The sequence below is a fragment of the Stenotrophomonas sp. STEN054 genome (assembly GCF_056854535.1).
Genome location: NZ_JBXFWG010000002.1, coordinates 122,886 through 141,796, shown reverse-complemented (window position 1 = coordinate 141,796; position 18,911 = coordinate 122,886). Strand labels below are relative to the sequence as shown.

The following is an 18,911-nucleotide window of genomic DNA, read 5'->3' as shown; positions in this document are numbered from 1 at the left end:
TGGCCCTCTGTTTTCCTGCATCACAGATGGCCATGAGCACCACTGTCCACGGTTTGAAGAACTGCGATACCTGCAAGAAGGCGACCAAGTGGCTGGACCGCTTCGGCGTGCCGTACACCTTCGTCGACTACCGCGACAACAAGCCCAGCCCGGAAACCCTGCTGGAGTGGGCCGCGCAGCTGGGCGGCCTGGCCGCGATGGTCAACAAATCGTCCACCACCTGGCGGCAGTTGCCGGACAACCGCAAGGCCGCTGATTCGGATGCCGAGTGGAAGCTGCTGTTGCGCGAATACCCGCAGCTGATCAAGCGCCCTGTCGTGGTGACCGCCGACGGCACGGTCAGCCAGGGCTTCAGTGACAACGGCTTCAAGGCACGCTTCGGCGTGGGTGGCGCGTGAGCGCCGTCCTCGACCTGACCTGCGAGCTGATCGCGCGGCCGTCGGTGACGCCTGACGATGCCGGCTGCCAGGCGCTGCTGTCCGCCCGCCTGCAGCAGGCCGGTTTCCAGTGCGAACACCTGCGCCTGGGCGAGGTCGACAACCTCTGGGCGACCCACGGCAGCGGCGCACCGGTGCTGGTGCTGCTGGGCCACACCGACGTGGTGCCGCCGGGACCGCGTGAGGCGTGGCAGAGCGATCCGTTCACCCCGGAGATCCGCGACGGCGTGCTGTACGGCCGTGGCACCGCTGACATGAAGGGCAGCGTGGCGGCCTTCGTCATCGCCGCCGAGCAATTCGTGGCCGCGCATCCTGACCATGCCGGCACGCTGGCCGTGCTGCTCACCAGCGACGAGGAAGGCGATGCCATCGACGGCGTGCGCCATGTCGCGCGCCTGTTCTCCGAGCGTGGCCAGCGCATCGACTGGTGCATCACCGGCGAGCCTTCGTCGACGGCGACGCTGGGCGACCTGCTGCGCGTCGGCCGCCGCGGCAGCCTGTCGGCCAAGCTGCGCGTGCAGGGCGTGCAGGGCCACGTGGCCTATCCGGACAAGGCACGCAATCCGATCCACCAGGCGGCGCCGGCCCTGGCCGAACTGAGTGCGCGGCGCTGGGACGAGGGCTATGAGAGCTTCCCGCCGACCAGCCTGCAGATCTCCAACATCCATGCCGGCACCGGCGCCAACAACGTGATTCCCGGCGAGCTGGAGGTGGATTTCAACATCCGCTACAACCCGCACTGGGTTGCGCCGAAGCTGGAAGCGGAGATCACCGCGCTGCTGGACCGGCACGGCCTGCAGTACACGCTGAAGTGGCACCGCAGCGGCGAGCCGTTCTACACCCCGGAAGGCCCACTGCGTGCGGCCGCGCGTGCGGTGCTGGCCGGACACATCGGCCGTGCCCCGGAAGAAAGCACCGGCGGTGGCACCTCCGATGCGCGCTTCATCGCACCGCTGGGTGCGCAGTGCATCGAAGTGGGGCCGGTCAACGCCAGCATCCACCAGGTGGACGAGAACGTGCGAGTGGACGAGCTGGAGGCCCTGCCGCGCCTGTACCAGCGCCTGGTGGAGCGCCTGCTGGCGTAACCCCGCAATGGTGGGTGCCGACCGTTGGTCGGCACGCCTCCTGTGGTTGCCAACGCAACTGTTGCACGGCTCTGGAAACCGCGTTACGGTCAGTGCCATGTCGATCCGCCTGGCCACCGCCGTCAACAATACCAACCGCAATAATCTGCGCGCGAATAATCGTGCGCGGCCGATGCGGGACTGCGCCCTGGGTAGATAGACAGCAACATACGCCCGGACACCAGAAAACCCGCATCGGCCGATGCGGGTTTTTTTGTGCCCGGGCCCAGCCCTCCCGGGCCTGGCTGGCCGGTCGAACACCTTCCCCCCGTGTAATCCCCCACAACAGGAGCACCATCCATGTGTTCGATCTTCGGAATCTTCGGCCTGCAGGCCGGTGACGATCTTCCCGCCCTGCGCCGCCATGCGCTGGAACTGTCGCAGCGGCAGCGCCACCGCGGCCCGGACTGGAGCGGCGTGTACCTGGACGAAGGCGCGCTGCTGGTGCACGAGCGCCTGGCCATCGTCGACCCGGCCGGCGGCTCGCAGCCGCTGCTGTCGGCCGACGGCCAGCTGGCCCTGGCGGTCAACGGCGAGATCTACAACCACCAGGCCCTGAAGGCCGCGCTGACCAGCGACTACGCCTTCCAGACCGGTTCGGACTGCGAGGTGATCAACGCGCTGTACCGCCAGGGCGGCTCGCCGGCGCAGTGGCTGGAACAGCTCAACGGCATCTTCGCCTTCGCCCTGTGGGACCGCGATGCCGGCCGTGTGCTGGTGGCCCGCGACCCGGTCGGCGTGGTGCCGCTGTACTGGGGCCACGATGCGCAGGGGCGCCTGCGCGTGGCCTCGGAAATGAAGGCGCTGGTGGATTCCTGCGCCGACGTCGCGCAGTTCCCGCCGGGCCACTACTACGACAGCGCCAGCGGTGAACTGGTGCGTTACTACCAGCAGCCGTGGCGCGAGTATGTCGACGTGGAAGGCCGACAGGCCGACCTGGCCGACCTGCGCCAGGCCTTCGAACAGGCGGTCGAGCGCCAGCTGATGAGCGACGTGCCGTACGGCGTGCTGCTGTCCGGTGGCCTGGATTCCTCGCTGGTGGCCGCCGTGGCCGCGCGTTACGCACGCCGCCGCATCGAGGATGGCGGCCAGAGTGAAGCCTGGTGGCCGCGCCTGCACTCGTTCGCGATCGGGCTGAAGGGTTCGCCGGACCTTGCCGCTGCCGCCATCGCTGCCGAAGCGCTGGGCACCGTCCACCACGGTTTCGAATACAGCTTCGAGGAAGGCCTGGACGTGCTGCCGGAAGTGATCCGCCACATCGAAACCTACGACGTCACGACCATCCGTGCCTCCACGCCGATGTTCCTGCTGGCACGCCGGATCAAGGCGATGGGCGTGAAGATGGTGCTGTCCGGCGAGGGCAGCGACGAGATCTTCGGTGGCTACCTGTACTTCCACAAGGCGCCGGATGCGCGCGAGTTCCACCAGGAACTGGTGCGCAAGCTCGATGCCCTGCACAACTACGATTGCCTGCGCGCCAACAAGTCGATGATGGCCTGGGGCGTGGAGCCGCGCGTGCCGTTCCTCGACCGCGAATTCCTCGACGTGGCGATGCGTTTCGATGCCGCGCACAAGATGGTCGGCGCCGGTTTCGGTGGCCGCCGCATCGAGAAGGCGGTACTGCGTGAGGCCTTCGATGGCTACCTGCCCGACAGCATCCTGTGGCGGCAGAAGGAGCAGTTCAGCGATGGCGTCGGCTACGGCTGGATCGATGGCCTGAAGGCGCACGCCGAGGCGCAGGTGAGTGACCGCGTGCTGGCAGCGGCCGACAAGCGCTTCCCGCACAACCCGCCGCAGACCAAGGAGGCGTACTACTACCGCCACCTGTTTGAGCAGTTCTTCCCGAGCCGCGCCGCAGCCGAAACCGTGCCGGGCGGCAAGTCGATCGCCTGTTCCTCACCGGCTGCGATTGCCTGGGATGCCAGCTTCGCCGCCGCCGCCGACCCGTCCGGCCGCGCCATCGCCGGCGTCCACGAGCAGGCCCTGGCCTGACGTCTGCGCCGGGCATGGCCCGGCGCTACCGAAGGCACGTTCCCTTTTTTGTATCATCGGGCCCCTGCGCATTGGGGAATGTTCATGGATGTACAGACCGGAGGCAGCGTGCCGCCGATGAAATGGGGGTGGCGTTACCTGGCGTGGGCGGCGGTTCCGCTGGCGATCGGCCTGGCGCTTGCGCGCTATGCGGGACCGGCCGTGCCGTCGGTGGCGGCCAAGGCCGAGGCCGTGGTCGGCAGTGACTGGGCCCACCACCTGGCATCGCCGCTGGGCCTGTTCCTGCTGCAGCTGCTGGTGCTGCTGCTGGTGGCCAAGGGCGCGGGCGCGCTGCTGAAGCATTTCGGCCAGCCGGCAGTGATCGGCGAAATGGCCGCTGGCCTGATGATGGGCCCGCTGGTTCTGGGCAGCCTGCTGCCGCAGCTGCACGGAGCGTTGTTCCCGGCCGCGTCGCTGGGGCCGCTGGGCATGCTCAGCCAGCTGGGCGTGCTGATGTTCCTGCTGGTGGCCGGTGCCGAACTCGACCTGGGCGCGCTGCGTGGCCGCCGCAAATTCGCTTTCACCGTCAGCCATGCCGGCATCGCCGTGCCCTTCGTGCTGGGTGTGGGGCTGGCCATCTGGCTGTATCCGGGGCACGGCCCGCAGGGCGTGGGCTTCACTGCCTTCGCGCTGTTCGTCGGGATTTCCATGAGCATCACCGCCTTCCCGGTGCTGCTGCGCATCCTTGCCGATCGTGGCATCACGTACACCCCGCTGGGGCAGACCTCCATTGCCTGTGCGGCGCTGGGCGATGCCACCGCGTGGTGCATGCTGGCGCTGATCGTGGCCGCCGCGCAGGCCACCGGCTGGCTGACGGCCAGCGTGAACCTGGTCTGCGTGGTGCTGTTCATCGCGCTGATGCTGGGGGCGGTGAAGCCATGGTTCGCCCGCCAGAAGATCGTCCGCGGGCGCGAAGGGCGCTGGCTGCTGGGCATCCTGCTGCTGTCGCTGGCCAGCGCGCTGGTGACCGAAGTGCTGGGCATCCATGCGCTGTTCGGCGCGTTCGCGGCCGGCGTGGCGGTGTCATCCAACGCCCAGCTGCGCGAGCTGCTGGTGGCCAGGGTCGAACCGTTCGCGGCGACCCTGCTGCTGCCACTGTTCTTCGCGATGACCGGCCTGCGCATGCGCGCCGATGCATTGCAGACCAGCGACATCCTGCTGGGCGTGGTGGTGATCGTGGTGGCCACCGCCGGCAAGTTGCTGGGCACCTGGAGTGCCGCGCGCAGCACCGGCATGGAAAATCGCGAAGCCTGGCGTCTGGGCGTGCTGATGAACACCCGTGGCCTGATGGAGCTGATCGTGCTCAACCTGGGCTACGAGCTGGGCCTGCTGGGTGACCGCCTGTTCGCGGTGCTGGTGATCATGGCGCTGGTGACCACGGCGATGACCGGACCGCTGTTGAACCTGATGGAACGCCGCAAGGCCTGATCCGGTAGCGCCGGGACGAGCTTCAGCACATGCTGCGCCCTGCCCGGCAGGAACGGGGTCGGGCGGCCATGCACCCAGTCTTCGTGGCCGGCGCCCCAGTACGGCGACAGCGGGTGGCCACTCTGGCCGCCCGGCATGTGCACGATGCCGTCGGCTTCATGGCCCGGCGAGACCACCATGCGCTGCGAGGCACCGAAGCTCGGGCCCTGCACGCGCGGCATGTCGCGGTCGCCAGGCAGCTGGTCGGCCGGCATGCACAGCCAGCGGCGGGTGAAGGTGGGCAGGGCACGCGAGACCGGGTGGCAGATGTCGGCCACGTTGCGCTCGCCCCAGGTGCGCTGCTGCAGCGGCCCCTGCTTGTCGAGGTCGGCTTCCAGCGTGCGCGCGGCCTTGGCCAGCAGCGCGTCCCAGCTGTCCACGCCCGGTGGCAGCAGGTTGGCCGGGCGTTGTTGCAGCATCGGCCAGACCACACCTTCCAGCTGCGCAAGCCGCGGCGGCAGGTAGTCATTCCCCAGGCGCGCCTTGGCCGGTGCCAGCAGCGCGCTCTCGATGGCTTCAAGCACTTCGCCGCGGAAACCACGCACGATGCGGTAGCTGGTCGAGCTTGCCGAGGCGCGGGCGTTCCAGTGTCCGCTGGCGTCGGCCAAACGCTTCAACGACGGATCGTCGCTGTGCGCGGCGGTTTCCTGCAGCAGCCCCCACCAGCGCTGCAGTAAAACGGCGCGGTCGTCGAGCTGGATCGCCAGCAGGTCGTGTTCATCGAAGCGTTCCTGGGTTGCCAGCAGGTTGCGGATCTGCTGGCCGCGTGCGCCCAGGTCGTAGCCGGCGTTGCCGACCACGGCCAGGGTGGCATCGTCGACGACGCGGCTGTTGGCGGTCCACAGGCGCTGCCCGGGCGGATCGATCAGGGCCGGCGCGGCGTCGCTTCGGATCGGCCATGGCGCGCAGTCCGTGCCGTCATCAAGCGCGCTGTCCTGCAGGGTGTTGAAGCCCTGCGGCACGCAGCCGGGGCCGCGGTCCGGGCGTGCACCCACCAGCCGCCAGGCAATGCGCCCGCTGCGATCACCGATCACCAGGTTCTGTGCGGGAATGCCGGCATGGTCGGCGGTCTCCAGGGCCTGGCTGAGGTCACCGGCGCGGGCCATGTCGGCGAAGTCCATGCGCACCGCGCCGGGCAGGTGGGCGACCCAGCGCAGGGCATCGCCGCTGCCATCGGCATGGGTGTGCAGGATCGGCCCCCACGCGGTTTCCCGCACCGGAAACAGCACATCGGGCTTGCCGGCCACGGCGATGCGTTCCTCGTGCACGGTCACCGGCGCATTCGCTGGTTCGCGGCGGAAATCGGCCGTGTCGATGTAGCTGTTGGTGAAGCCCCAGGCTACGTGCCCGTTGCTGCCGACGATGACCGCCGGCACGCCCGGCAGCGAGAAGCCGCTGACATCGACCTGGCCACCCGGTGCCTGCGGATCCGGATAGCGCAGGCGCACGCGGAACCACAGGCTGGGCGCACGCAGGGCCAGGTGCATGTCGTCGGCGATGATGGCGCGGCCATCGGCGGTCAGCGCACCGGCCACGGCGAAGTTGTTGCTGCCGACCGCATCGGCGTCGGCGGCAGGCGCGGTGGGCGCGGCAGCCAGCGTGCGCAGGTCCAGCTGGGTGGCGTCGGGCAGCACCGCGTCGCCGCGCGGTTCGCCCTGCAGGGGCGCGTCCCAGCTGCTGCCATCGTGGGCCAGCAGCGCATGCAGGGCCGGCGGCACCACGTCGCGGATGCGCGCCAGCGCCAGTTCGTTCTGGTTGCCCGGGTCCTGCAGGTCGGCGTACATGGCCAGCCCGGCCAGCACGCTGTCGCTGGCCTGCCAGGGTGCGGGCGACTGCCGCAGCAGCAGGTAGGCCCAGGGCCGCACCGACAGATCGGCCAGGCCCGCGTTGACCCCGTCGACGTAGGCACGCACGGCCTGCGGGTTGTCGCCAAGTGCGTCGTCCAGGTGCGCTTCGGTGCGCGCGCGCAGCCGGTGCACGCGCATGCGCTTGTCGGCGTCGATGGCCACCGGCCCGAACAGCGCCGACAGTTCGCCCGCGGCACTGCGGCGCATCAGGTCCATCTCGAAATAACGTTCCTGCGCATGCACATGGCCGAGGGCACGCATGGCATCGGTCTGGCTGCCGGCGGTGATGGTGACCACCCCCAGCGCGTCGCGCTCGATGCTGACCGGCGCGGCCAGCCCGGGCAGGGCCTGTTCGCCCTCCAGTTCAGCCAGGCTGCCGCGCAGCAACAGCCACAGGACCAGTGCGGTGACCAGCACGATGGCGATGAGCACAGCCAGTATCCAACGCCAGGTACGTCGCATTGCAGGTCCTTCCGGCACTCGTGGGGGGATTGTAGCCGCAGGCGCAACTGCGACTGATTCCGATTAGATCACCGTATTTTGAAATGCGGCACCCTATGCCGCATCGATCCACAGGAGCACCTCCATGAAAGGCAACCCGGACGTCATCGCCTGCCTGAAGGAACTGCTGCGCGGCGAGCTTGCTGCCCGCGACCAGTACTTCATCCATTCCCGCCGCTACGAGGACCAGGGCCTGTTCGCGCTGTACGAGCGCCTGAACCACGAGATGGAAGAGGAAACCCAGCACGCCGACGCGCTGCTGCGCCGCATCCTGTTTCTGGGCGGCGACCCGGACATGCGCCCCCATGCGACCGAGCCGGGCAGGACCGTGGAGGAGATGCTGCAGAAGGATCTCGATACTGAATACGCAGTCCGCAGCAATCTCGCCGCAGGCATGAAGCTGTGCGAGGAGAAGGGCGACTACGTGAGCCGGGACATGCTGCTGGCGCAGTTGAAGGACACCGAGGAAGACCATGCCTGGTGGCTGGAGCAGCAGCTGGGCCTGATCAAGCGCATCGGCCTGGAGCTGTACCAGCTGAGCAAGATCGACGGCAACGGCGCCCCGGCGCACTGAGCCGGCGCCGCGCTTTGGGTAGAGCCGACCGTTGGTCGGGTGCTCTTCAAAATACAGCCCACCAACGGTCGGCTCTACCAGGCGCACCAAGCAACGTCGCCCGCCAGCACCGGAGCATCGCGAGCCAGCCTTCGCCAGCCAGCCGCTCCACCGCCCGCCAGCCGACAAACGAAAAAGCCGGGGAATCCCCGGCTTTTTCGTGTCCGGGGTCAGATCCGTTTTCAACGAAAACGGCTCTGACCCCTTGTCATGTCGGATGGGTCAGAGCCCTTTCCTGTGGAAAGGGATCCGACCCCGTTCCCCGTCATTCCACCGACAACCCTTCCACCTTCTGCCAGCCGCGCGGCAGCAGGTGGCCGCGGGTGGCGCGGGCGCCCAGGTAGGCGTCGAGCTCGTTGAACTTCAGGCCCATGGTGCGCTGGCCGCTGCGCACCTGCAGGGTCTGCCCCGGGCTGATCGCCACGATCGCCACGACCCGCTCGGTGGCCAATTTGGCCTTGGGGATCTCGATGATCTTGTTGCCCTTGCCCTTGTCCAGTTCCGGCAGGTCGTTGGCGGCGATCGCCAGCAGGTTGCCCGAGCTGGTCACCGCCACGATGCGGTCGGTCGCCACGTTGGCCACGGCCGACGGGGTCAGCACCGAGGAACCGGACGACAGGTTCAGCATCGCCTTGCCGGCCTTGTTGCGGCCGATCAGGTTCTCGAAGCGGGTGACGAAGCCATAGCCGTGGGTCGAGGCCAGCACGAAGCGGGCGTCCGGTTCGGCGCTGGCCAGGGTCACGAAGCTGGTGCCCGGTGCCGGCGAGAAGCGGCCGGTCAGCGGTTCACCGTTGCCACGCGCCGAGGGCAGGGTATGCACCGGCGTCGAGTAGGCGCGGCCTTCGCTGTCCAGGAAGGCGACCTGCTGGGTGCTGCGCGCGCGCACCGAGCCCTGCAGGGCGTCACCATCGCGGTAGGACAGGGTGGCGGCATCGATGTCGTGGCCCTTGGCCGCGCGGATCCAGCCCTTCTCCGACAGCACGACGGTCATCGGCTCGCTCGGCACCAGCTCGGTTTCGTCGATGGCCTGCGCGGCCTGGCGCTGCACCAGCGGCGAACGGCGGGCGTCGCCGAACTTCTTGGCGTCGGCGGCCAGTTCGTCGCGGATCAGCTTTTTCAGCTTGGCCTTGCTGTCGAGGATGCCGAGGATCTTCTCGCGCTCCTTGGCCAGCTCGTCCTGCTCGCCGCGGATCTTCATCTCTTCCAGGCGGGCCAGCTGCTTCAGCTTGGTTTCCAGGATGTACTCGGCCTGGTCTTCGGACAGGCCGAAGCGCGCGATCAGCGCTGCCTTCGGTTCGTCCTCGGTACGGATGATGTGGATCACCTCGTCCAGGTTGAGGAAGGCCACCAGCAGGCCTTCCAACAGGTGCAGGCGGCGCTCGACCTTCTGCAGGCGGTGCTGCAGGCGGCGGGTGACGGTGGTGCTGCGGAATGCCAGCCATTCGCTGAGCAGCATCTTCAGGTTCTTCACCTGCGGACGGCCGTCCAGCCCGATCACGTTGAGGTTGACGCGGTAGCTGCGCTCCATGTCCGTGGTCGCGAACAGGTGGCCCATCAGCTGGTCCGCGTCGACGCGGTTGGAGCGCGGCACCAGCACCACGCGCACCGGATTGGCGTGGTCGGATTCATCGCGCACGTCTTCCAGCCACGGCAGCTTCTTGGCGCGCATCTGCGCGGCAATCTGCTCGATCACCTTCGACGGCGACACCTGGAACGGCAACGCGGTGACCACCACGTTGTTCGCTTCCTTGGTGAAGGTCGCACGCGCACGCACGCTGCCGTTGCCGGTCTCGTACATCGTGCGCAGGTCGTTGGCCGGGGTGATGATCTCGGCGGTCGACGGATAGTCCGGGCCCTTCACGTGCTCGCACAGGTCGCGCACGCTGGCGTCGGGATCGTCCAGCAGGTGCAGCAGCGCGCTGACGATCTCGTTGAGGTTGTGCGGCGGCACGTCGGTGGCCATGCCCACGGCGATGCCGGTGGTGCCGTTCAGCAGCAGATGCGGCAGGCGCGCCGGCATCCAGGTCGGCTCCTGCAGGGTGCCGTCGAAGTTCGGCGCCCAGTCGGTGGTGCCCTGGCCCAGCTCGCCCAGCAGCACTTCGGCGATCGGGGTCAGCTTGGATTCGGTGTAGCGCATCGCCGCGAACGACTTCGGGTCGTCGCTGGAGCCGAAGTTGCCCTGGCCCTCGATCAGCGGGTAGCGGTAGGAGAAGGGCTGCGCCATCAGCACCAGCGCCTCGTAGCACGCGCTGTCGCCATGCGGGTGGTATTTACCGATCACGTCACCGACGGTGCGCGCGGACTTCTTCGGCTTGGACGCGGCATTCAGGCCCAGCTCGCTCATCGAATAGATGATGCGGCGCTGCACCGGCTTCAGGCCGTCGCCGATGAACGGCAGGGCACGGTCGAGCACCACGTACATCGAATAGTCGAGGTAGGCGCGTTCGGCGTACTCGCGCAGCGGCAGTTGTTCGAAACCGTGGAACACGGGGCGGGCAGGTTCGGTCATGCGGCGTTGTTACCTATGTCGGGAGGCGAAGACGGCGGTCGGCGCTCTCAATGCTCTGATTATCCGGATGCGGCGGGGGATGCCAAGCCACGTGCGGGGTCCAGCCCCGGTTCCAGGCCATGGCCGACCCGCGCCAGGTAGCGCCCGGGCGGCAGGCCGAAGTGGCGGCGGAACACGGTGACGAAGGCGCTGGCGCTGCTGAAGCCCAGCGCGTGGGCGATATCGGCGACGCTGCGGCCCTCGCTGAGCTGGCGCAGCGCCTCGGCCAGCCGGGCCTGCTGGCGCCACTGGGCGAAGCTGAGGGTGGTCTCGTCGCGGAAGTGGCGGGTCAGGCTGCGCGGCGACAGGCCGGCCCAGTGCGCCCATTCGGCAAGGCTGCGCTCGTCGGAGGGCTCGGCCAGCAACTGCGAGGCGATCTTCAGCAGGCGGCGGTCGCGCGGCATCGGCAGGTGCATGCGCTGGCGCGGCGCGGTGCGGATCTCGTCGCGCATGACGCTGAGGATGTGCTCGCGGTCGTCGCTGAGCTCGTCGTCCAGCGGCCATTCGCAGATGCGCTCGGCCACGGCCTGGGCCAGCTTGGACAGCCCCAGCACGCAGGGGTCGGAGGGCAGCTCGGCGCAGGCCGGCGCGGCCAGGGCCATGCCCCAGCCACGCATCGGGCCATCCAGACTGACCGTGTGCGGTTCCAGTGGCGGCATCCAGCCGGCCGAGCCCGGTGCCAGCGACCAGGTGCCGTGCGAGGTGCGGGTAGTCAGCAGGCCGCGTTCGACGTAGATCAGCTGGGCGCGGGCGTGGTGGTGCCAGTCCACTTCACGGGCCAGGCCCTGCGGGCTGTCGAAGCGGAAACCAATGACCGGCGGGCCATCGTTGCGCTCGAACCAGTCCATGGCCACTTCGCGGAGCAGGGTAGGCGGGCCCGGTTCACCTGCCGTTATGACCGGCGGGGGTGGCTGGAATGTGACATTCATTGGCTGGATTGTACTACCGGGCCAGTTCCGGAGGCCATTAAGGTAGCGCCTTCACTGATCGAGCCCGTTGCTGCAACACAGCATTCGATGCCAGATCGAATATTTCCATTGAGAAATATTTTTTTTGGAAGAAAATGCTCACCCATGATCTGTCCGTCCTCCAACCCCCCCAGCTTCGGCCTGCTGCTGCGCCAGGTGCGCGACGGCCTGGTCCGCCAGCTCGACGCGTCCATGGCCGAAGAAGACCTCGGCATCGGCTTCACCCATTACATCGGCCTGAAGCTGCTGGCCCGCATGGCCCCGTGCACCGCCAACGAACTGGCCCAGGCCATTGACCAGGTGCCCAGCGCGGTGACCCGCCTGCTGGACAAGCTGGAAGCCCTGGGCTGCGTGCGCCGCGAGCCGCACAGCCAGGACCGGCGGGCCCTGCAGATCGTTCTGACCGATGAAGGCCGTGCCCTCTGGGCGCGCCTGCAGAAGCGCGGCGACGCGGTGATGGACTTCGCTCTGCGCGACCTGTCCGCCGACGAACGCACGCTGCTGCTGTCCCTCCTGACCCGAATCCGCGATTCCCTGACGACCCCATGAACCCGATCCCGCATCCCACTCTCCGCCGGTCCGGGCGCGCGCTGCTGGTTTCAGCGCTGGCCCTGGCCCTGGCTGCCTGCGCCAGCAGCCGTGGCCTGAACCCGCAGGGCCACGTGCTTGACGTGGACAGCCTGCACAGCGAGCGCACGCTGGCCGACAGCGACCTGAGCGCCACCGGCTTCCCGGCCCAGGACTGGTGGAAGGCGCTGGGCGATCCCCAGCTCGACGCTCTCATCAGTGAAGGCCTGGCCGGCCACCCGAGCCTGGACGCGGCCGATGCGCGCCTGCGCCAGGCCCAGTCGCAGGTCGGCACCCGCCGTGCCGAGCGCCTGCCCAGCCTGTCGGTGTCCGGTGGCTACACCGGCCTGCGCCTGCCCGAATCCATGCTCGGTGACGAGCTGGGCGGCCGCTACGGCGGCAGCAGCCAGGTCGCCTTCAACTTCAGCTACGGCGTTGACCTGTGGGGCGGCAAGCGCGCCGCCTGGGAAGCCGCCGTTGACGGCGCCCATGCCGCCACCGTGGATGCGCAGGCTGCACGCCTGAACCTGTCCGCCGGTATTGCCCAGGCCTACACCGAGCTGGCCTATGCCTGGCAGCTCAACGACGTGGCCGAGCAGGAACTGACGCGCTCGCAGAAGTCGCTGGAACTGACCCGCCAGCGCCGCAGCGCCGGCATCGACAGCGACCTGCAGGTGCGCCAGTCCGAAGCCCGCGTGCCGGCCGCGCAGCAGCAGCTGCTCGCCGCGCAGCAGCGCATCGACGCCGCCCGCACCGCACTGGCCGCGCTGGTCGGCAAGGGCCCGGACCGTGGCCTGTCGATCGAACGCCCGCAGCCGCTGAACCCGCTGGCCCTGCAGCTGCCGGGCGTGCTGCCCAGCGAACTGCTCGGCCGTCGTCCGGACATCGTCGCCGCGCGCTGGCGCGTGGAAGCAGCCGAAAAGCAGATCAAGGTCGCCAAGACCAGGTTCTACCCGAGCTTCAACCTGACCGCGCTGGCCGGCGTGGTCGCCCCGAATGTGGGCGACCTGCTGAAGAGCAGCTCCACCTTCGCCTACATCGGTCCGGCGCTGAGCCTGCCGATCTTCGAAGGCGGCAAGCTGCGCGCCAACCTCGACAACACCGACGCGCAGTACGACCTGGCGGTGGCCAACTACAACCAGTCCGTGCTGGACGCGCTGCGCGACGTGGCCGACCAGGTCAACGCGGTGCGTTCGCTGGCCCAGCAGGCGCAGGCGCAGCAGCAGGCGGTGGACACCGCCCACGCGGCCTTCGACCTGGCCCAGCAGCGTTACCGCGCCGGCATCGGCAGCTATCTGGACGTGCTCAGCGCGCAGTCCATCCTGCTGCAGTCGCAGCAGCAGCTGGCCGGCCTGCAGTCGCAGCAGGTGCAGACCTCGGTGCGCCTGAGCAAGGCATTGGGTGGTGGTTTCCAGCCCAGTGACGCCGACGCCGCACCGATCGCCTCCCATTCCGATTCCTCGCATTCCTGAAGACCCACGCCATGAGCCAGACCCAAGACACCGCGGCCCCGGCCGCTCCCAACCGCCGCGGCAAGCTGCTGCGCGGCCTGTTCGTCATCGTCGTGCTGCTGCTTGCCGCACTGGCGCTGTGGTACTTCATGTTCGGCCGTTGGTTCGAAGAGACCGACGATGCCTACGTGCAGGGCAACCAGGTGCAGATCACCCCGCTGGTGGCCGGCACCGTGGTCGCCATCAACGTCGATGACGGCATGCGCGTCGAGCGTGGCCAGCTGCTGGTGCAGCTGGACCCGGCCGATACCTCCGTGGCGCTGCAGCAGGCCGAAGCCAACCTGGCCAAGACCGTGCGCCAGACCCGTGGCCTGTACCGCAGCGTGGAGGGCGCGCAGGCTGACCTGAACGCCCGCCAGGTGAGCCTGAAGCGCGTGCGCGAAGACTTCGCCCGCCGCAAGGATCTGGCCGCCACAGGCGCCATCTCCAACGAAGAACTGGCCCACGCCCGCGATGAGCTGGCCGCAGCCGAAGCCGCCGTGGCCGGTTCGCGCGAGACCGTCGAGCGCAACCGCGCGCTGGTCGATGACACGGTCATCGCCACCCAGCCGGACGTGCTGGCCGCCGCCGCACAGCTGCGCCAGGCCTTCCTCAACAATGCCCGCGCCGGCATCGTCGCGCCGGTCACCGGTTATGTCGCCCGTCGTTCGGTGCAGGTTGGCCAGCGCGTGCAGCCGGGCAATGCCCTGATGGCCGTGGTGCCGACCGAGCAGATGTGGGTGGAAGCCAACTTCAAGGAAACCCAGCTGCGCCACATGCGCCTGGGCCAGGAAGTGGAGCTGAAGTCGGACCTGTACGCCGGTGACGTGAAGTACAAGGGCCGCATCCAGAGCCTGGGCCTGGGCACCGGTTCGGCGTTCTCGCTGCTGCCGGCGCAGAACGCCAGCGGCAACTGGATCAAGATCGTGCAGCGCGTGCCGGTGCGCATCGCCATCGATGCCAAGCAGCTGGCCGAACACCCGCTGCGCATCGGCCTGTCGATGAAGGCCGAAGTGAGCCTGCGCGACCAGAAGGGCGAAGTGCTGCCGACCGCCGCCGCCAAGGGCACGGTGTTCGACACCGATGTGTATGCCAAGCAGCTGCATGATGCCGACGAGGTGATCCACACGATCATCGAAGGCAACCTGCCGCAGCAGGCCAACGCGGGCTGAGGTCGACATGTCCGCACAAGCTCCAGCGGCGCCCGGCACTCCGGGCGCACCGGCGGCGCCGGGTGCGGCCTCCGGGTTCCTGCCGCCCAGCGTGGCCCTGTGCACCGTCGGCCTGGCGATGGCCTCGTTCATGCAGGTGCTCGACACCACCATCGCCAACGTCTCGCTGCCGACCATCGCCGGTAACCTCGGCGCCAGTTCGCAGCAGGCGACCTGGGTCATCACCTCGTTTGCGGTCAGCACGGCCATCGCGCTGCCGCTGACCGGCTGGCTCAGCCGCCGCTTCGGCGAACGCAAGCTGTTCATCTGGGCCACCCTGGCCTTCGTCATCACCTCGCTGCTGTGCGGCCTTGCGCAGAGCATGGGCATGCTGGTGGTGTCGCGTGCGCTGCAGGGCTTCGTGGCCGGGCCGATGTACCCGATCACCCAGTCGCTGCTGGTGTCGATCTACCCACGCGAGAAGCGAGGGCAGGCGCTGGCGCTGCTGGCGATGATCACCGTGGTGGCGCCGATCTGCGGGCCCATCCTTGGCGGTTGGATCACCGACAACTACAGCTGGGAATGGATCTTCCTGATCAACGTGCCGCTGGGCATCTTCGCCGCGCTGGTGGTGGGCAACCAGCTGAAGGGGCGCCCGGAGCAGATTGAAAAGCCGAAGATGGACTACGTCGGCCTGATCACCCTGGTGATCGGCGTGGGCGCGCTGCAGCTGGTGCTCGACCTGGGCAACGACGAAGACTGGTTCTCCTCGACCAGGATCGTGGTGCTGGCCTGCGTTGCCGTGGTGGCGCTGGCGGTGTTCCTGATCTGGGAACTGACCGACAAGGATCCGATCGTCGACCTGAAGCTGTTCCGCCACCGTAATTTCCGCGCCGGTACGCTGGCGATGGTGGTGGCCTATGCGGCGTTCTTCAGCGTGTCGCTGCTGATCCCGCAGTGGCTGCAGCGTGACATGGGCTACACCGCCATCTGGGCGGGCCTGGCAACGGCGCCGATTGGCATCCTGCCGGTGATCATGACGCCGTTCGTGGGCAAGTACGCCTCGCGCTTCGACATGCGCATGATCGCTTCGTTCGCATTCGTGTTCCTGTCGTTCACCAGCTTCATGCGCTCGGACTTCAACCTGCAGGTGGACTACGCACACGTGGCCGGCGTGCAGCTGATCATGGGTATTGGCGTGGCGCTGTTCTTCATGCCGGTGCTGCAGATCCTGCTGTCGGACCTGGACGGTCGCGAGATCGCCGCAGGTTCAGGCCTGGCCACGTTCCTGCGTACGCTGGGCGGCAGCTTCGCTGCATCGCTGACCACCTGGCTGTGGGCACGCCGTACCCAGGTGCACCATGCCGACCTGACCGAACACATCTCGGCCTACCAGCCGGGCATGCAGGACCAGGTGGCGGCGATGGGGCAGGGCAACCTGCAGAACGGTGCAGCGGTGCTCAACAACATGATCAACCACCAGGCATCGCAGATGGCGTTCAACGACATCTTCTACCTGCTGGGCTGGACGTTCCTGGCGATCATCGCGTTCCTGTGGCTGGCCAAGCCGCCGTTCGGTGCCGGTGCCGGTGCGGCGTCTGCCGGCGGGCATTGATCGATCGTCGTGGATGAAAAACAAAAAACCCGCCGGAAGGCGGGGTTTTTGTTTGTGGCGCATCCACGCATGGCGTGGATCTACTGCGGGTTCCGAACGCCGGACATGAAAAAACCCGCCTTCGCGGGTTTCATCATTTGCTGAGTCATGGTGCCCAGGAGAGGACTCGAACCTCCACGAAGTTGCCCCCGCTAGCACCTGAAGCTAGTGCGTCTACCAATTCCGCCACCTGGGCGACTCAGGAGACGAATTATGGGGAACGACTGAGGCTGTGTCAACAACATTTCACGCTTTTTTCTGCGGCGGTACGCCGAGGTGCTGCAGCAGGCTGCGCATCGCCGGTGACAGCCGCGTCCAGTCGGCAAAGCACGCGCACAGGCGACGCTGCGCCCAGGCATCGGCGAGTGGCATTGCAACGGTGTGCGTGCTGCGTCGATGCTGGCGCGCGATCGTCTTCGGCACGATGCCCACGCCGATGCCATGGCCGACCATCGTGCACAGCCCTTCGAAGGTTTTCATGCGGATGCGCACATCGAGCCGGCGTCCTGCCTCGCCTGCGAGTTCCTCCACGTAGGTCTGCAATGCATTGCCGTCGGCCAGCGCGACGAAGGTCTCGCCCAGCACGTCAACGAAGTCGAGCGTGCGTCGCGATGCGAAGCGGTGGCTGGCGGGCAGCAGCATCACCAGCGGGTCTTCGGACACCACGTGCCGCTGCAGGCCGTCGGCCGGAACGGCGTCGCTGATGATGCCTGCCTCGGCCTGGCCAGCGGCGAGCGCGCGCACGACGTCGGTGCTGGTGCGTTCGTGCAGTTCCACGTGCAGGCGCGGCCGCTGCGCCAGCCAGGGCGCCAGCCGCGAGGGCAGGTAGTTGGTCAGCGCCGCGGTGTTGGCATACAGATGCAGGGTGCCGCGCGCACCGTGGGCGAAGGCGTCCATCTCGCCGCGCAGCTGTGCCTGCTGCTGCAGGATCAGCCGTGCATGGTGGGCGAGGGCGGCGCCGGCTTCGGTCAGGCTGACCCCGCGCGGATGCCGGTTCAACAGTGCCGTGCCGGCATCGGCTTCGATCGCGCGCAGGCGTTCGCTGGCCGAGCCCAGTGCCAGATTGGCCAGCGCGGCGCCGGCGGTGATGCTGCCGGCGTCGGCCACGGCCAGGAACAGGCGCAGGTCGGCGATGTCCATCCGCATAGCTGGTACTCCGGTTGGGCCTGACTTCGGCTGATCCGAAGGCTGTGGCGGCAAGACCGCATTGTGCGCCCGTGTCGCGCCCGCTCCAATGGCGGCATGAACGAGGCGATGTACTTCTATGGGTTGCTGGTGGTGGTGTTCGTGCTGGCCGGCGTGGTCAAGGGCGTGACCGGCATGGGCCTGCCGACGGTGGCGATGGGCCTGCTCGGCGGTGCACTGTCGCCGGTGGCGGCGGCCTCGATGCTGTTCATTCCCACCTTCGTCACCAACGCGTGGCAGCTGCTGTCCGGTCCTTCGCTGGGCCCTACCGCGCGGCGGCTGTGGCCGATGATGCTGGCAGTGGTGGTGGTGACGCTGGGTTCGGCTGCGCTGCTGGTACGGGTGGACCGCACCTGGTCGCGGGTGGCCTTGGGCGTGGCGCTGGTGGTGTATGCGCTGTACGCGCTGGTGGCGCCGGTGTTCCGCGTGCCGCAGCGGCGCGAACGCTGGCTGGGGCCGCTGGTGGGTGCGATATCCGGCATGGTCACCGGTGCCACCGGTGTGTTCGTGATGCCTGCGGTGCCGTACCTGCAGTCGCTGGGCATGCAGCGCGAGGAGCTGGTGCAGGCGCTGGGCCTGGCGTTCACCGTGTCGACCATTTCCTTGACCACTGGGCTGGTGATCAACGGTGCGTTTGGTGTGCAGCAGCTGGGGCTGAGTGCGTTGGCAGTTGTGCCGGCGCTGCTGGGCATGTGGCTGGGGCAGGTGATCCGCCAGCGCATCAGCGCACGGGTGTTCCGCGCGTGCTTCCTTGGCTTCCTGCTGCTGCTCGGGCTGGAGCTGATTCTGCGGCCGTTGTTCTGAAGGGCGTCCGCCGCCGGCGCCACAAACGCTCAAATCGCAGGCAAGAAAAAACCCGCTTGCGCGGGTTGTTTTCTTTCTCGACATGGTGCCCAGGAGAGGACTCGAACCTCCACGAAGTTGCCCCCGCTAGCACCTGAAGCTAGTGCGTCTACCAATTCCGCCACCTGGGCGTCGAGGAGCGATATTATGGGGTGTTGCTACCGGGGTGTCAACACTTCTCGAAAACAATCTCACTTGGGGGTCAAAGCCCTTTCCTCTGGAAAGGGATCCGACCCCGTTGCTGGATGACAGGCAAAAAAAATCCCCGCCGAGGCGAGGAGTTTTTTCGTTGGTGCCCAGGAGAGGACTCGAACCTCCACGGTTTTACCCGCTAGTACCTGAAACTAGTGCGTCTACCAATTCCGCCACCTGGGCGTTCCAGAGGCGCAATTGTGAAGATGAATCGGCGGGCTGTCAACGATTTCCAACAAATATTTCACGCAATGCTTCCAAAGCCGCCTCTGACCCGCTCTGCACGCCTGCAA

Annotated in this window: 13 protein-coding genes, 3 tRNA genes and 1 pseudogene; 10 read left to right on the top strand and 7 right to left on the bottom strand. The window is 67.8% G+C overall.

The window, feature by feature from the left end; genetic code table 11:
• Window positions 1-26 precede the first annotated feature (26 nt).
• From AC1VXD_RS01525 to AC1VXD_RS01510, 4 genes are all read left to right on the top strand, one after another.
• Complete coding sequence (locus AC1VXD_RS01525) at window positions 27-398, top strand: arsenate reductase (RefSeq protein WP_482990522.1); 372 nt, start codon at window positions 27-29, stop codon at window positions 396-398.
• A complete protein-coding gene (dapE, locus tag AC1VXD_RS01520) occupies window positions 395-1,522 on the top strand; it encodes a succinyl-diaminopimelate desuccinylase (RefSeq protein WP_482990521.1) in 1,128 nt (375 codons plus the stop codon). Before AC1VXD_RS01525 ends, dapE begins: the two co-directional genes overlap by 4 nt.
• Before the next feature lie 339 nt (window positions 1,523-1,861).
• Window positions 1,862-3,553 (top strand): asparagine synthase B, encoded by a 1,692-nt coding sequence (asnB, locus tag AC1VXD_RS01515; RefSeq protein ID WP_482990520.1) that lies wholly within the window; start codon window positions 1,862-1,864, stop codon window positions 3,551-3,553.
• 78 nt (window positions 3,554-3,631) lie between these two features.
• Window positions 3,632-5,020 carry a cation:proton antiporter domain-containing protein gene (locus tag AC1VXD_RS01510; protein WP_482990519.1) on the top strand — a complete coding sequence of 463 codons (1,389 nt, stop codon included), beginning with the start codon at window positions 3,632-3,634 and terminating at the stop codon, window positions 5,018-5,020.
• A gap of 8 nt (window positions 5,021-5,028) precedes the next feature.
• On the opposite strand, the pseudogene AC1VXD_RS01505 reads toward AC1VXD_RS01510, so the two are convergent.
• Window positions 5,029-7,368 (bottom strand): annotated as a pseudogene (locus AC1VXD_RS01505) (penicillin acylase family protein); the annotation flags it as partial.
• A 124-nt stretch (window positions 7,369-7,492) separates the two neighbouring features.
• Here AC1VXD_RS01505 and bfr point away from each other — a divergent pair.
• Window positions 7,493-7,981 (top strand): bacterioferritin, encoded by a 489-nt coding sequence (gene bfr / locus AC1VXD_RS01500; RefSeq protein ID WP_482990518.1) that lies wholly within the window; start codon window positions 7,493-7,495, stop codon window positions 7,979-7,981.
• A gap of 304 nt (window positions 7,982-8,285) precedes the next feature.
• Here the strand turns inward: bfr and parC are convergent, their stop codons facing one another.
• Complete coding sequence (gene parC, locus AC1VXD_RS01495; RefSeq protein ID WP_482990517.1) at window positions 8,286-10,529, bottom strand: DNA topoisomerase IV subunit A; 2,244 nt, start codon at window positions 10,527-10,529, stop codon at window positions 8,286-8,288.
• Window positions 10,530-10,588: 59 nt separating this feature from the next.
• A complete protein-coding gene (locus AC1VXD_RS01490) occupies window positions 10,589-11,497 on the bottom strand; it encodes a helix-turn-helix domain-containing protein (protein ID WP_482990516.1) in 909 nt (302 codons plus the stop codon).
• Window positions 11,498-11,641: 144 nt separating this feature from the next.
• On the opposite strand from AC1VXD_RS01490, the gene AC1VXD_RS01485 reads away from it, so the two are divergent.
• From AC1VXD_RS01485 to emrB, 4 genes are read left to right on the top strand one after another with little or no spacing between them, the layout of a single operon-like run.
• Window positions 11,642-12,085, top strand: coding sequence for a MarR family winged helix-turn-helix transcriptional regulator (locus AC1VXD_RS01485; RefSeq protein WP_108746304.1), 444 nt, complete (start codon window positions 11,642-11,644; stop codon window positions 12,083-12,085).
• Window positions 12,082-13,575 (top strand): multidrug efflux transporter outer membrane subunit EmrC, encoded by a 1,494-nt coding sequence (gene emrC, locus AC1VXD_RS01480; RefSeq protein WP_482990515.1) that lies wholly within the window; start codon window positions 12,082-12,084, stop codon window positions 13,573-13,575. The genes AC1VXD_RS01485 and emrC overlap by 4 nt, the downstream gene beginning before the upstream one ends.
• A gap of 11 nt (window positions 13,576-13,586) precedes the next feature.
• Window positions 13,587-14,765, top strand: coding sequence for a multidrug efflux MFS transporter periplasmic adaptor subunit EmrA (emrA, locus tag AC1VXD_RS01475; protein ID WP_108768325.1), 1,179 nt, complete (start codon window positions 13,587-13,589; stop codon window positions 14,763-14,765).
• A 7-nt stretch (window positions 14,766-14,772) separates the two neighbouring features.
• Window positions 14,773-16,359: a multidrug efflux MFS transporter permease subunit EmrB gene (gene emrB, locus AC1VXD_RS01470; protein WP_482990514.1), complete on the top strand. Its 1,587-nt coding sequence runs from the start codon at window positions 14,773-14,775 to the stop codon at window positions 16,357-16,359.
• A gap of 148 nt (window positions 16,360-16,507) precedes the next feature.
• Here emrB and AC1VXD_RS01465 read toward each other — a convergent pair.
• Together AC1VXD_RS01465 and AC1VXD_RS01460 are read right to left on the bottom strand one after the other, a co-directional pair.
• A tRNA-Leu gene (locus AC1VXD_RS01465) sits at window positions 16,508-16,594 on the bottom strand.
• A 50-nt stretch (window positions 16,595-16,644) separates the two neighbouring features.
• Window positions 16,645-17,544 carry a LysR substrate-binding domain-containing protein gene (locus tag AC1VXD_RS01460; protein WP_482990513.1) on the bottom strand — a complete coding sequence of 300 codons (900 nt, stop codon included), beginning with the start codon at window positions 17,542-17,544 and terminating at the stop codon, window positions 16,645-16,647.
• 96 nt (window positions 17,545-17,640) lie between these two features.
• On the opposite strand from AC1VXD_RS01460, the gene AC1VXD_RS01455 reads away from it, so the two are divergent.
• Window positions 17,641-18,387: a sulfite exporter TauE/SafE family protein gene (locus tag AC1VXD_RS01455; RefSeq protein ID WP_482990512.1), complete on the top strand. Its 747-nt coding sequence runs from the start codon at window positions 17,641-17,643 to the stop codon at window positions 18,385-18,387.
• An 83-nt stretch (window positions 18,388-18,470) separates the two neighbouring features.
• Here the strand turns inward: AC1VXD_RS01455 and AC1VXD_RS01450 are convergent.
• Both AC1VXD_RS01450 and AC1VXD_RS01445 read right to left on the bottom strand, forming a co-directional pair.
• Window positions 18,471-18,557 (bottom strand) — tRNA-Leu (locus tag AC1VXD_RS01450).
• Window positions 18,558-18,716: 159 nt separating this feature from the next.
• Window positions 18,717-18,801 (bottom strand) — tRNA-Leu (locus tag AC1VXD_RS01445).
• Between the last annotated feature and the right edge of the window lie 110 nt (window positions 18,802-18,911).